Source organism: Polyangiaceae bacterium, assembly GCA_020633205.1.
In the GTDB taxonomy this organism is placed as follows: domain Bacteria; phylum Myxococcota_A; class Polyangia; order Polyangiales; family Polyangiaceae; genus JAHBVY01.
In genome coordinates this window covers 59,308-73,346 of the sequence record JACKEB010000018.1, presented here as the reverse complement: position 1 = coordinate 73,346, position 14,039 = coordinate 59,308, and the positions used below count along the sequence as shown (strand labels likewise).

The 14,039-nt window shown below is 63.8% G+C and carries 14 protein-coding genes; 9 read left to right on the top strand and 5 right to left on the bottom strand.

Annotated elements, in window-relative coordinates; genetic code table 11:
- Positions 1–68: 68 nt before the first annotated feature.
- The 9 genes from H6718_28525 to H6718_28485 all read left to right on the top strand — a co-directional run bounded on the left by H6718_28525 (position 69) and on the right by H6718_28485 (position 7,514).
- On the top strand, positions 69–1,769 hold the full coding sequence (locus H6718_28525; GenBank protein MCB9589393.1) for an OmpA family protein: 1,701 nt from the start codon (positions 69–71) through the stop codon (positions 1,767–1,769).
- 131 nt (positions 1,770–1,900) lie between these two features.
- The gene (locus H6718_28520; GenBank protein ID MCB9589392.1) at positions 1,901–2,356 is read left to right on the top strand and encodes a DUF1499 domain-containing protein; all 456 of its coding nucleotides are present in this window, start codon (positions 1,901–1,903) and stop codon (positions 2,354–2,356) included.
- Between the two features lie 200 nt (positions 2,357–2,556).
- A complete protein-coding gene (rpmG, locus tag H6718_28515) occupies positions 2,557–2,724 on the top strand; it encodes a 50S ribosomal protein L33 (protein MCB9589391.1) in 168 nt (55 codons plus the stop codon).
- Positions 2,725–2,982: 258 nt separating this feature from the next.
- Complete coding sequence (gene rpmH, locus H6718_28510; GenBank protein ID MCB9589390.1) at positions 2,983–3,132, top strand: 50S ribosomal protein L34; 150 nt, start codon at positions 2,983–2,985, stop codon at positions 3,130–3,132.
- A gap of 11 nt (positions 3,133–3,143) precedes the next feature.
- On the top strand, positions 3,144–3,575 hold the full coding sequence (gene rnpA / locus H6718_28505; protein ID MCB9589389.1) for a ribonuclease P protein component: 432 nt from the start codon (positions 3,144–3,146) through the stop codon (positions 3,573–3,575).
- Positions 3,576–3,597: 22 nt separating this feature from the next.
- Positions 3,598–3,933, top strand: a complete 336-nt coding sequence (gene yidD / locus H6718_28500; GenBank protein MCB9589388.1) for a membrane protein insertion efficiency factor YidD — start codon at positions 3,598–3,600, stop codon at positions 3,931–3,933.
- 44 nt (positions 3,934–3,977) lie between these two features.
- Complete coding sequence (gene yidC, locus H6718_28495) at positions 3,978–5,744, top strand: membrane protein insertase YidC (protein ID MCB9589387.1); 1,767 nt, start codon at positions 3,978–3,980, stop codon at positions 5,742–5,744.
- 141 nt (positions 5,745–5,885) lie between these two features.
- A complete protein-coding gene (locus H6718_28490; GenBank protein ID MCB9589386.1) occupies positions 5,886–6,530 on the top strand; it encodes a KH domain-containing protein in 645 nt (214 codons plus the stop codon).
- A gap of 15 nt (positions 6,531–6,545) precedes the next feature.
- On the top strand, positions 6,546–7,514 hold the full coding sequence (locus H6718_28485; GenBank protein MCB9589385.1) for an MBL fold metallo-hydrolase: 969 nt from the start codon (positions 6,546–6,548) through the stop codon (positions 7,512–7,514).
- 15 nt (positions 7,515–7,529) lie between these two features.
- On the opposite strand, the gene H6718_28480 is transcribed toward H6718_28485, so the two are convergent.
- The 5 genes from H6718_28480 to H6718_28460 form a co-directional block, all read right to left on the bottom strand.
- A complete protein-coding gene (locus tag H6718_28480) occupies positions 7,530–10,607 on the bottom strand; it encodes an efflux RND transporter permease subunit (protein MCB9589384.1) in 3,078 nt (1,025 codons plus the stop codon).
- Positions 10,608–12,140, bottom strand: coding sequence for an efflux RND transporter periplasmic adaptor subunit (locus H6718_28475; GenBank protein ID MCB9589383.1), 1,533 nt, complete (start codon positions 12,138–12,140; stop codon positions 10,608–10,610).
- Positions 12,137–12,436, bottom strand: coding sequence for a hypothetical protein (locus tag H6718_28470; GenBank protein MCB9589382.1), 300 nt, complete (start codon positions 12,434–12,436; stop codon positions 12,137–12,139). Before H6718_28470 ends, H6718_28475 begins: the two co-directional genes overlap by 4 nt.
- A gap of 187 nt (positions 12,437–12,623) precedes the next feature.
- Positions 12,624–13,016 (bottom strand): hypothetical protein, encoded by a 393-nt coding sequence (locus H6718_28465; protein ID MCB9589381.1) that lies wholly within the window; start codon positions 13,014–13,016, stop codon positions 12,624–12,626.
- Between the two features lie 83 nt (positions 13,017–13,099).
- Positions 13,100–14,038: a sigma-70 family RNA polymerase sigma factor gene (locus H6718_28460; GenBank protein ID MCB9589380.1), complete on the bottom strand. Its 939-nt coding sequence runs from the start codon at positions 14,036–14,038 to the stop codon at positions 13,100–13,102.
- Position 14,039 lies beyond the last annotated feature (1 nt).

The following is a 14,039-nucleotide window of genomic DNA, read 5'->3' as shown; positions in this document are numbered from 1 at the left end:
CAGGGTGTACATGTCCGAGCCCTCGATGCTCTCGCGGTATGCAAGGTTGCCCACCTTGCGGAGGCAGAATGATTCAGATCCGGCGCCTGCTCTCAATTGTCCTTCCGGCTTTAGCCCTCTTGTTCGTTAGCGGCCACGCCCACGCGCAACAGACGACGTTCTACTTGGATCGCATCCAAATCAGCGGTGCGCCCGACGACGGCTTCGCGGTTTGGCGGCCCTATATGTCACCGAAGACGCGCATCTATGGTGCGGCGGCGCTCGGCTACACGTTGAACCCGCTGCGCACATCGGTCGTCACCGATGACCCCAAGGCCGAACGGGACTCGGCGAACATCATGCGACACCAGCTGATTGCTCACCTCCAGGCGGGCGCTGAGCTGGCGAGTCGCCTCGGCGTGAACATCACGATCCCCGTCGCGGTGTTCCAGGAAGGCGGCGCGGACCCACAGGTCAACGGCATTGGCGGCGGCCTGGAGCGACGCACCGTCGCCCTACACGACATCCGCCTCGACGCTCGCGTACGCGCATTCGAGACCGACGATGGCTTCATGCGCCTCGGCGGCGGCGCTGCGCTGTGGATTCCAGTTGGCGATGCGGAGTCTTTCGCCGGCGATGACCAGCTCACCGGCTACCTCTACGGCTCCGCCGAGTTCGACTTCGGCCCGTTCTACATCTCGGGCAACGTCGGTCCGCATTTCCGCCCGGAACGCGGTATCGGAGGCGTGAACGGCAATCTCTTCTTGGCTAGCGAGCTGCGCTACGCGGGCGGCGCCTACCTCCCACTGCGTGAAGGCACCATCCTGCTCGGTGGCGAGCTCTGGGGCACCACGGGTATCGGCAACGTCGGCCCGGATGATCACAGCAGCTTGTTCGCCGGCCAGAACACCGACTTCGAGTGGCTCGGCTTCCTACGGTTGGCTCTCGACGACCAGAAGCGCTGGTACTTCAAAGGCGGCGGCGGCACGCGACTCGCAGCGGGCTACGGCTCGCCCGACGTGCGCGTGCTCGCGCAGATCGGCACCTACACCACCATTGAAGACACCACGCCCGGGCAAGTCGCGCGCCGCTATCGAGATGCGCCTGACGTCGACATGCAGGACAAGGACACGGATGGCGATGGCTATCCCGATGACGTCGACGCCTGCCCGACGGTCAAGGAAGACGGAAAGCCGCCGAATCCGACGGACGGCTGCCCTGCACCGGCTGATCGTGACGGCGACGGCATCCTAGACGACATCGACAAGTGTCCCGACGAGCCGGAAGACAAGGACGGCGTACAGGACAGCGACGGCTGCCCCGAGGAGGATCCGGACAAGGACGGCATCCCCGACGCTGAGGACGCTTGCCCCACGGAACCGGGCTTGAAGAACAAGGTAGCCGAAAAGAACGGCTGCCCCGGCTCCACGAAGTTCGTCGAAGGTTCTGACGAGATCCAGCTGCTCCAGCCCATCCAGTTCGAGACGGGCAAGAGCGTCATCAAGAAGGTCAGCTACCCAATCCTCGACGAGGTGGTGATGCTGCTCAAGTCGCGTGACGACTTGCGCATCGCGGTCCACGGGCACACCGACAGCCGCGGCTCGCGAGACCTGAACACTCGCCTCAGTAAGGCACGCGCCAAGGCCTGCATGGACTACTTGATTGCCCACGGCATCAAGGCGAGTCGCCTGGAGTCCGAAGGCTTTGGGCCTGACAAACCTGTGGCGCCCAACGACACCGAGGCAGGACGCGCGAAGAACCGGCGCGTCGAGTTCCGCATCCTCGAATAGCGGCACCCGCTGCAAACGGGTGGCAACACCCAGGAAGAGGCGTCGCAACAACGGCGCCTCTTCGCATTTGCGGCGCCTAAGGCGCTGCGGCGCCTCTTGCGTTCTGGCGCCGACGGTCCGACGCCCATGCTGTGAGTTTCCTCAAAGAAACGCGCATCAAGTTCTGGCTCCTCGCGCTCGGCGCCGGAGCGCTAGCGTTCGTCTTGACGCAGGGCGCCAGCAGGCTCACACCCTTCAGTGTGTGGCCCATCATCAATGACGTCGCGACCGGGGAGACCGCTCAGTACCCCGACATCAAGCCCCAGCGCTTCAACCATCCACCAGAGCAGGTGCTCGAGGCCGCGGGCGGCGCCGTACGCTCCCTTCCAAACTGGAAGGTCGAGAGTCAGTCAGACGGAGAGCTTCACGCGATACGCACCACGCGGTTGTTCCGCTTCAAGGACGACATCTGGGTCCGCGTCTCGAAGACCGATGACGGTTGGACCAAGGTCTGGATCCGCAGCAAGTCTCGCGTCGGCAAGGGAGACTTCGGACAAAATGCCCGCAACATCCGCGAGTTGCAGGCGGCGCTCAGCTCCCGCTTGTGAGGCGCTGACCGACGTCAGGACCGCCGCGGCCGAAGTCAGGAGCGCTGCGGCCGAAGTCAGGAGCGCTGCGGCCGAAGTCAGGAGCGCTGCGCCCTCCCCCCCCAAAAACCAACCAATTCGCGGGAGAAACAGGCGCATCATGGATGGCGCGAATGGAATGGCTTGCTGGGCCCCGGGGTGCGTGTTAGAGCCCGCGCGCCATGCGTGACAATATCCGCTTAGTTTCCAGCGCCGGCACCGGCTTCATCTATTACACCACCAAGAACAAGAAGAAGCAGGCGGGCAAGATGGAGATCAAGAAGTACGATCCCGTCGTTCGCCAGCACGTGGTGTTCAAAGAAGCCAAGATGCCGCCTCACTCCAAGTGAGGATCAACCCATCCCGGCAGGGCGTGAGTCCATGTCGGCTGGCCTAAGGCGCTCGTCATCAGGACGGCGCCTTTGTTGTCTCCCGTAGACGAGCAGCGCGCCAGCCTTGACGAAGTAAGTCCAACGTGGCTCACTCCCCGCCCCCGAATCAGCCATAGCCCCGGCTACTGGCGACTTGACCGTTTTCCCGCTCGCTTGCCGTGACCACCTCATCAAGTGGCTCACCCATCGAGCGGCCCAGCCTGAACAAGAGACACCATGAAGCGCACTTACCAGCCGCACAACATCAGCCGGCTCCGCACCCACGGCTTCCGCAAGCGCCTCGAGACCAGCGGTGGCCAGAAGGTCCTGAAGAACCGTCGTCGCAAGGGGCGCTGGCGCCTCGCCGTGTCGGCCTACAAGAAGTAATCGCTCCGGTCGTGAACCAGAGCTCGAAAGCGCGGGATGGGCAGCAATGCTTTCCCGCGCTTCGACGCGTCCGCACCCCAGGAGAGTTCCGTCGCTGTCAGCAAACCGGGCGAAGACTGCATACTTCGCACTTCGTGCTGGTCGTGTATGCGCGAGGAGATGATGCGCCAGCGCGGCTTGGGCTGACGGTGTCTCGACGCACTGGCAACGCGGTCGCGCGAAATCGCATGAAACGCCTGCTGCGCCAGGCGTTTCGCACGGCTGAGGTCGAGTGGCCGCGAGGCATCGACCTCGTGATCATCGCGAAGCAGGGCCCCGGAGAGCTGAGCGCAGGCGACGTCTCTGCCGAACTCGGCGCCGCACGAGAGGCGTTTGCAAAGCGCGTCGCTCAGGCGCGCAAAGACGCACAAAAGCGCGCATCCAAGCTGGCAGGGTCTGGCTGAAGGCCGCACACTCCTGACCCCGATGGTGGCCAAGCTCCTGATCCGCCTGATTCGGCTCTACCAGCTGTTGCTGTCGCCGCTCTTGGGAAACGTGTGCCGGTTCCACCCTTCTTGTTCGAACTACGGCTTGAAATGCATCGAGTACCACGGGGCGATTCGTGGTAGTTGGCTCACCCTGCGACGGCTGTCGCGCTGCCATCCGTTTCATCCGGGTGGCTACGATCCACCGCCGCCGCCCCGAGACTCGCAAGGCGACTCGACGGGCCGCGAAGTGGACACGGCAGCTGGCTCGGGATCCGAGACTCGACTGACGGAGTCTCCCCCGAGCGGCAAATCAGACTGTCATTGCTGCGCCTGAGGGCTCGGCAAACCTCAAAAGAATCACGATCGGAGTACCTCGGAATGGAACGTGGCGGCGCTTCTCGCTTGCTGCTGATGATCGCGATGGGTCTGCTGACCTACTTCGCGTTCACCAAATGCAACGGAGAAAAAAAGCACGAACCGCAGCCGCTCGGCCGCGAGTTCCGCGATGCCCCGAAGACACGAGTCGAAGCCAAGACTTGTGATCTGTGGACTCCGCAATTTCGAGCCAGCTTCTCGACTCATGGCGCTTCGCTCACGCGCTACGAGCTGCTCACCGCCAAGTATCGCAAGCACGACCATGGCTTGGATCTAGCGACCGCTCAGTACGAGTTCCGTCGCTCGCTGCGCTTCCACTGGCGCCAAGCCTCGGCGCACGACCTAGGCGGGCCGCCCTGGCAGTTCGACGTGGACACCGTCGATTGGACGATCGTCAAGAACGACGGCAAGACCTGCGAGTTCAGCTACGAGGCTGACGGCGTCAAGCTGACGAAGACGCTGGCGACCACCGATCGCCCCTACGAGATCCAGGCCACAGGGCGCATCGAAAACACGGCGAAGGACGCTCGTCGCCACGCGCTCACGATCGAAACGACGGAGTGGCGCACGGAGGCCGAGGTCAAGGGGCATATGTTCCGCCAGAGCCCCTTCGTCACCCACGTCGAGTGCATCGACCAAGGGGAGAAGGCGACGCGGCTCCATGAGAGCGACTTCGAGCCTTCGGACTTCGAAGACCCGCCCTTCCAGAAGAACCCGTTGAACGACGGCGACTGGTACCAGGTCGCGGGAGAGCCTGCGGTAGCGGCAGTCTCCAACTACTATTTCAGCCACGCGATCGCCCCGACCAATTCCGCACAGAAACCTGTCTGCCAGCTCCAGATCGAGGAGTGGCCCGCCGATGCGGACCACGAGAAGGGCGCGATGTATCGCGCTCGTCTGGCCTATCCGGTCACGAACCTCGACCCGGGTAAGTCCGCCGAGTACAGCGTCCTGAGCTACATCGGCCCCAAGGACTCGGCGCTGCTCGCCGCTGCAGGCGGCGGCAATCACAAGTTCAGCGAGCTCCCCGACCTCGGCTTCTTCGCGGTGATCGCGAAGCTGCTCGTGGCGTTCCTCTTCAAGGTGCACAGCGTCATCCCGAACTGGGGCGTCGCGATCATCATCCTGACCATCACCGCGCGCGTGCTGCTGTTCCCGCTCAACGTGCCGATGATCAAGAACTCGCTCAAGATGCGCGAGCTCAAGCCTGAGATGGACGCCTTGAACGAGAAGTACAAGGACGACGCTCAGGCCAAGGGCCTGGCCCAAATGGAGCTGTGGCGGAAGCACAACGTCAACCCGTTCAAGGGTTGCTTGCCGCAGATGGCGTCGATGCCAGTCTGGTTTGCGCTCTACACCACGCTGCAGCACGCGGTGGAGCTCTACAACATCAAGTTCCTCTGGTTCCCAGACCTGACCGAGCCAGACCCCTACTTCATCCTGCCCTTCATCATCGGCGCGGTGTTCTTCGTGCAGCAGAAGGTGGCGCCTCAGCAGGCCACGGATCCCGCGCAGCAGAAGATGATGTTGTACTTCATGCCGGCCATGTTCACGGTCTTCATGTTGTTCCTACCGGCAGGCCTCGGCGTGTACATGTTCACCAACTCATTGCTCGGTATCGCGCAGCAGCAGATCATCGAACGCCGCGCCAAGCGCAAGGTGGCTGACGCCCAAGGGACCATGCCCAACGTCCCGAATGACGCAAAAACCAGCGAAAAATCCGAGAAGAAGATTCAGGAACCGTCGCTATTCGGCAAGGGCAAGGCTTGATCTAGGGTGTAGCCGGCTCCGCCAACCGCGGGGCCGCACGCTACGGGCTAGAGAGACCAGGCTCAGCGATTTCGGTTCCCCAAGGAAACAACAATAGTCTTCCAGAGCACGGCTCTGCTTCTGAAAAGGAAAGGCACCAGCATGAGCGAAGCGAATGACGATGTCGAACTCGACGACGGGTGGGAAGTCGACGACGACGAAGGACCGGCGCGGGCCGACGAGAACGGTGAGTCCGATGACGACGGGGATGACCGCCGCCCGGCGCGACGCCGTCGCAAGCGCCGTCGCAAGGGTGATGACGACTACGTTCCCCAGGGAGACGAGCGCGCCCTACAGGCCCTCGATTTCGTGAGGGACGTCGTGGACAAGATGCAGATGGACTGCCGGGTTCGCCTGCGTCGCCCGAAGGACGAAGACTCCGAGCTCGAGATCAACCTCGAGATCAGCGGCCCCGACTCCGGGCGCATCATCGGCAAGAAGGGCCAGGTGCTCGGCGCACTGCAGTTCCTGACCAACCGCGTGATCAATCGTCCCGGCCTCGAGAAGCGTCACATCCTGGTGGACGCCGAAGGCTACCGCAGCCGCCGTGACAACAGCCTCGCCACGATGGCGCGTCGCCTCGGCAAGCAGGCGGTGACCGAAGGCAAGATCATCACGTTCGAGCCGATGAACCCCCGCGACCGCCGCGTGGTGCACCTCGCGCTCGCGAAGTTCGAAGGCGTGATCACCAAGAGCGACGGCGAAGGCGACGATCGCCGGGTACAGATCATCCCCGTACGTCGTTAGTCAGAAGGAGCCAGCGTGGGACTATTCGACGAGCGCGCGACCAAACCGGCCCGCAACCTCGGAGACATCCTGCGCTGGCGTTTTCTCGACCCACTAACGGGGCGAGGTATCAGGGAGCCGGAAGCCTGGGACGCAGAGCTGTCCCCCTTCGACCGCGACGGCGTGCCAGACGACGCGAGCTTCAGCATGCCGCGTCGCGAGAACGACGGCAGCTGCCTCACGGAAACGGCCCCAAGCCTCACCTGGGTCGGGCACGCCACGTTTGCCTTGCGCCTGGGCGGCTTGGTCACCGTCTTTGACCCGATCTGGCGGCGCGGCTTCGGTCCCAGGCGGCGCCTCTCGGAGCCTGGCTTGCCGCTAGCCAAGGTGGCCGCCGCGACGGACGTCGTGCTGGTGAGCCATAACCACTTCGACCACCTGGATATGGGCAGCCTCGAAGCATTCGGAGGGAGCCCGCTCTACGTGGTTCCGCTCGGCAACGCAGAGACGCTGGCCAAGCTGGGTGCGAACGTGGTCGAGCTGGACTGGTGGCAAAGCCACGAGCATCAGGGGGTGAGGTACACCTTGGTGCCCGCGCGCCATTGGTCCATGCGCATGCCCTGGACGCGCAACCAAGCCCTGTGGGGCGGCTTCGTCGTCGAGACCAACCAGGGCGTCGCCTACCATAGCGGCGACACAGCGTACTTCGAAGGCTTCAGCCAGATCGCCCAGCGCTGTCCTGCAGTTGACTGGGCGATGCTGCCCATCGGCGCCTACGATCCGCGTTGGTTCATGCGCCCCCAACACATGTGCCCAGAGGAGGCGGGGCAAGCTTTCCTGGACCTCGAGGCGAAGCACCTGGTCGCCATGCACTGGGGCACCTTCAAGCTCACCGACGAAAAGCTCGCGGAGCCTCCGCTCAGGCTCAGTCACTGGGCCAAGGCGCGAGGCGTAGCGGATGGTTCCGTATGGATCATGGACGTCGGTGAGACACGCTTGCTGTAGCCATGGCTCATGCAGTCATTGGCTCGCAGGACCGGGGTCGCCGTTCTTCCGGCCAAGACTATAGAGCACCGGAAGCACGATGAGCGTCGCGAAGGTCGCCGTGACCATGCCACCGATCACTACCGTGGCGAGCGGGCGCTGAACCTCCGCCCCCACCCCGTCGCTCAACGCCATAGGAACGAAGCCAACGGCCGCCACGGCTGCCGTTATGAGGACCGGACGCAATCGCGTCGTGGCAGCTTGAAGGATCGCTTCACGCCGCGGTACCCCTGCTTTCCTCAGCTGACGAACTCGGGACACCAAGACCATATCGCCGAGCACGGCGACTCCAGAGAGCGCGATAAAGCCTACCCACGCGGAAATAGAAAACGGCATCCCGCGAAGCCACAAGGCCATGACTCCGCCGACGACCCCGAACGGGACTCCGAGGAAGACTCGTGCCGCATCCAACGCACGACCGTAGGTGAGGTACAGCAAGCCAAAAATCACGAGCAGGGTCAGCGGCACGACGAGCATCAAGCGACGCTCGGCCCGCTGGAGGTGCTCGAACTGACCACCGAGGTCCATGGTGTACCCCGGTGGCAGGGTGACCTTCTCATCGAGTGCGCTACGCACATCCTCGACGAAGCTCCCCAAGTCCCGTCCACGTACGTTCGCCTGCACCACGATCCGACGACGCCCCCATTCCCGTTGCACCGTAGACGGCCCTTCGACCACATCCACTTTGGCCACGGTACCCAGTCGCACCTGTGCGCCTGACTCCGTGCGAATCAGTAGATCTCGGATCCCCTGTACAGCCTCGGAGTCCGGCTCGCTCAACCGTAGAACGAGGTCGAAGCGTCGCTGCCCTTCGATGACCTCGCCCAGCTTGCGCCGTCCCAGGGACTCCACGACTTCGAGGATATCGGCAGTGGGAACCCCGTAGCGCCCAGCCGCCTCGCGATCCACGGCGACCACCAACATCGGTTGCCCGGTGAGTTGCTCCACGGTGACGTCTGCAGCGTTTGGAACTGCCTCAACTGCCGCGCGGATCTCCTCGGCGCTAGCCTTGAGTTGCTCGAAGTCGTCTCCGTAAAGTTTGATCCCGACGTCCGCGCGGATCCCAGCCGTCATCTCGTTCACGCGCATTTCAATCGGCTGAGTGAACACGCTCTTCATTCCCGGAAGCCCCTCGAGGGTCTTCGCCATCTCGGCCATCAGCTCATCCTGGTTAGAAGCCCGTTGCCATTGCTCCCTGGGGGTGAGGGTGATGAACACGTCAGATAGCTCGAGCCCCATTGGGTCCGTCGCGACTTCCGCGGTGCCTGTTCGAGTCCACACATGCTCGATTTCCCCAGGGAATTCTTGCTTCAAGAGGCGTTCTATCCGAGTCCCGTAGCGGACGGACTCTTCCAAGGAGACACCGGCGACGCGGATGGTGTTGATCACTACACTCTGCTCCCGCAGTCGAGGCACGAACTCAGAGCCCAAATGTGCGCCTGGATAGACGGCGCCCGCGGCGATCAGCAGCGCTGCTGTCAGCACCGCCAACGGCCAGCGCAGCGCTCGCTCGAGCAGTCCCGCATAGCCGCGCTTGAGCCAGCGCACCAGGCGGGTCTCGCGCTCTCGATGTCCCGCCCGGAGCGCGTAGCTCGCGAGCACCGGCGTGAGGGTCATCGAGAGGATCATCGACCCGACGAGCGCGAAGATCACGGTCAGCGCCATGGGGCGGAACAGCTTCCCCTCGACTCCTTCGAGCGTGAGCACCGGCAGATACACCGCCGCGATGATCAACTCCCCAAACAGGGTCGGACGACGCACTTCCGAGGTCGCCTCCTTGACGGCTTCGCGGACGTCCTTGTCGCTTGGCGCTTCCGAAAGCCGGCGCGCCGCGTTCTCCACGACAATGACGGAGCTATCAACGACCAGACCGAAGTCGATGGCCCCGAGACTCATCAGGCTACCGGCGATCCCGAAGCGCAGCATCGCGTTGAAGGCAAAGAGCACGGATAGCGGGATCGCCAGCGCCACTATCAAGCCCGCGCGCACGTTGCCAAGGAAGATGAAGAGCACGGCGATCACTAGCAGCGCTCCCTCGAGCAGGTTGTTCCGCACGGTATGCAACACCTTGTCGACTAGGTCGCTGCGCTCGTACATCGGCACCAGCTCGGCTCCAGGGGGCAGAGATCCCTTCGCGACCTCAAGGCGTTGCTGCAATCGCTGGGTCAGCTCATGGCTGTTTTCTCCCATGAGCATGAACCCAAGGCCCAGCACGACCTCCCCACGGCCATCCGCCGTCGCAGCGCCCCGACGGATCGCGTGCCCAACGCGCACGTCGGCGACGTCCTCCACGTGTATCGGAACTCCGTTCGAGCTCGCCACGACCATGCGCGCTATGTCTCGGACGCCGCCAACGACACCTTGTCCCTGCACCAGGTAGGCTTCGCCAGCGCTGTCGAAGGCCCCACCACCAACGTTCCGGTTTCCCTCCCGCAGGGCACGCGCGAGATCATCCAGAGTCAGACCGAACTTCGTGAGCCGCGAAGGCTCGATCACCACGTGATACTGGCGCTCATAGCCGCCCCAGGTGTTGATCTCGGCGACGCCCGGTACCCGCAACAGCTGCGGGCGAATCACCCAGTGGTGCAGCGTCCGGAGCTCCTCGGCGGAGAGCGTGTCGCTTCGCAGCACATACTGAAAGACCTCGCCAAGCCCCGTCGACAAGGGTCCCAGCGACGGGCGGACGACGCCGACCGGCAGCTCCACACCTTGCAAGCGCTCGCTCAGCAGCTGACGCGCCAAGTAGATGCCGGTGTCGTCATCGAATGTGGCTGTGACCTGGGAGAGACCGAACTTCGAGACCGAACGCACGTTGCGAAGGCCGGGCATACCCGCGATGGCTTGCTCGACCTCGAACGTGATCTGTCGCTCCACTTCAAGTGGCGAGAGCGCCGGCGCGGTAGTGTTGATCTGAACCTGCACCGGCGTCGTGTCAGGAAACGCGTCAAACGGCAAACGCATGAAGCTCGCGATCCCAGACAGGATCAACAGCGCGGTCGCGAGCAGCACAATGGGCCGATAGCGCAGCGACAAATCGATGATGCGGTCGAGCATCTACTTCTCCGACGCCGGTCCTACTTCGCAACAGCCCGCACCGAGACTGCCCGGCATTATTTCCGTACGGAGGAATACCGCACCATCAGTGACGACCAGGTCACCCGCTTTCACGCGACCTTCTACTTGGACTGTCTCCCCGCTGGTACGACGCACCACGACTCGAGGCGCAAACAGCGCCTCAGACGTGCGGACGAACACGACGTCACGCGCGCCGACTCGCTGAACCGCGGCTCGAGGCACGGCAACCGCACTCCGGCGGCCGTTCACCTCCACCTTCGCCGTCACGAACTGGTTCGCCCGTAGGGTACGGTCCGAATTGGGGACGCCGGCTCGCAACGTGACGAGGCGCGTTCGTGGATCGACCTCTGACGCGATCCAGCTCACCTCCCCCCCAACCTCGGCGGCACCTCCACCAGGGCTAACCAGCACCTTTTGGCCCAAAACGAGCGCGCCGGCGTCGACCTCCGGCACCTCGCACAGCACCCACATGGAGCTGATGTCGGCGACCGTCGCGAGAGGTGTCTCGTCCGTCGCCAGCAACCCCACGACCCCCTTACGCGCCACGACTGTCCCCGCCAGAGGCGCGGACAACGTATAGCGACCGGAACCGCTCGTGCCAGCAGCGCCCGTCATACGCAGCGTCACTAGCGCAGTGCGTTCGTCTGCCTTGGCAGCGGACAGCTCCTGCTCCGCCACCTCCACGTCCCGCGCGGAAGCGATGTCCTGAGACTGCAGTTTCCGCTGACGATCTAGGTTCGCTTTTGCGGCTTTGGCCCGACCGCGCGCGCGGATCAGCGCACCTTGAGCCTGCCCCACCTCGCTACTCTGAACGTCGAACAGGGGGGCCCCACGCTTCACCTGCTCACCCAACTTCACGCGGACACGCCGCACGACTCCTGGCACCAGCGCTCGAACGTCCGCGAGCTTGTCTTGGTTGTAGGCGATCTGCCCTTGGCACTCCAAATACTGGCCCAGCGCGGCCTCTCGAGCCGGCACCGTACGGATCGCCGCAACCGCCTCGTGCTTCGGATCGCGGAGCTTCACGACCCTCGCTTCGATTGCCCGCACCTCCGCTCCAGGGGGCGACGGCTGAGGATTGCACTTCGGGCAGACCGACTCCGGGAACCCGTGCTCTTCACACCAGTCTCCAGCGGTCTTGAACTTCGCGGTGAGGCCCGGGTTGCAACGTGTACACTTGGACTCGGGTAGTGCGTGCTCCACACACCAGTCGTCGCCCGAAGCGCTCGCGCTAACGTCCGGGGCTTGTTGGTTGGGATGACAGATGGGGCAGAAGGACTCAGGGAAGCCGTGTTCATCGCACCAGTTTCCCTTCGCCTTGTATACGGCCGCGAGTTGCGGGTGACACTTGGGACACAGTGCATCGGGTAGCCCATGCTCACATTTCCCCGCGGTATTTTCAGTCACTTCGAGCGCGCTCGCCACCGGCTGCGCCGAAGACGCACTCGCGCTTGACTGCTGCTCCCGACAACCGCTCAGGAACAGCAGCACGACTAGAAGGCAGAGTCTCATAGCTTCTTTTCGGGGCGAGTGATCTTGAGCTCTGGATTGCAGGCCAAGCACTGCGACTCGGGCAGGTTGTGCTCCACGCACCAATCTCCCGTGGCCTTGAACGCCGGAATCAACGAGGCATTGCAGCGAGTGCACTGCGACTCGGGAACTTGATGCTCGGCGCACCAGTCCTCATGGCTTCCGGGCACCGCATCGCTCGGCGCGTGGGCACTGGTGCCCGCGCGCTCTGACGCTTGAGCGCTGGGTTTGGCTTCACAGCCGACAATCGACAGGCTTAGCGCGAGCGCGCCATACATCGCGAACTTCAACGACATCGTCTCTCCTTCGCGCAAGGCGCGGGAGCAAAGCGGATCGGCTGGCGCGAGACGCGCTGCACTCCGACCGCAGGTCAATCACGGACGGGCGAACGCGCGGCTAGCGCGCGATCGCGGCTGAGTAGAGGGGAGCGAGCAAAGCGCTGGGCGCAGGACTCCCTTTGAGACGTCAGCCGGCGCGCCGCGGTGGCCTGAACACGTCCCGCGGCAGACCCGGGAGCCAAGCGTCGAGGGACTCCTGGCTCGGTACCTCGCGGTAATGTAGGACCACCGCGAGCTGCTGCGATTTCTGAGGCAGACCGATCATCAGCGGCGCGCAACTACAGCTAGGACAACCCTGGGGGCACTCATCCGCATGCTCGGCGGCAGTCACACCCGCGGTTGAATCAGGAGACTCACTAGCCTCGGACGCCCGCTCTGCCTCACACGGACAGTCGGCTTCACACTCCTGGTCGCCCATGGGGGACAGACCCGGCGAAGCTTGGACTAGGCCCCAAGCGAGAGCGAGGATCAGGCAACGCGCGAACCAAACGCGCAGTTGGAGCGTGATCTGCCTCGCCATCCTGACGATATATAGCACGCCTGGTGGGGGCGACGCAGCCCTGCGAGGCGGGTTCGTCGTCTAGCGCGGCCCCGGCGTCGTCATCACGCACTGTGGCTGTGACCGACACCGGGCGCCGGAGGGTCGACGTCGCTCGACTCGAGCAGGTAGTCGATGTGAACGTAGTCGCGTACTACGGCGAGCTGCCCGTCGCGCACCTGCACTCGAATCGCCGAGTGAGGGCGCCAGCCGTCAGCGTACTTGCGATAGTGAATGACGACTGGCTCGCCGTGCACGTAGCCCAAGCCGAGCCGCCACTCCCAAGGGAGTGCCGCGTAGTTCGTCTGGTAGCTGCTCCCCAGTGGCAACTCAGCAAAGCCTACCAGCTCGAGGCGCGCATCCTCACGGATCAGAGTCTGGAGGCGCCCCCAGTCTTTTGCGTTGAAGCTCTCCACATACGCGTCGAGCAGCGCCCGATTGGGGAACGAGCGCGGCGCAGCTTCGCTCCGTTGAACGCCGCCTGCTGAGCTTTCTGCTTTCAAGCGCGACCGTCCGCGATGCAGAGCGGCCTTCACGCCTGCGAGACTCGAGTCGATGATCTCGGCGGTCTCTAGCAGCGAGTAGTCGAAGACATCCTTCAAGAGCAGAGCGGCGCGCTCTTTGGGGGGAAGCAGGCTAAGCAGAGCCTCGAGTGCTTCCCCCGTGGCTCGTTGCGCCTCCAGCTGATCGGGGGTTTCGTAGCTACCCTCCGCAGCTTCCGTGTGCTCCGGTTGACGCTGCCGCGCACGGATGAAGTCGATGCACTTGTTATGGGCGATTCGAAATAGCCAGCCCTTCAGGGCCCCTGGGTCTTGCAAGGTGGAGAGCCGAAAGAAGGCGTGTGCCAGGGTCTCCTGCACGATGTCCTCCCCGTCCAGCGCGGAGCCGGTCATCCCGGTGCAATAACGGTGAAGCCGCGGACGCAGTCGCTCCACATCCTGTAGGAACTCCCGCTTGAGGGCCTCGACGGCAGAGCCGAGCTCGCTGGGGCGCTGATTCTTCATG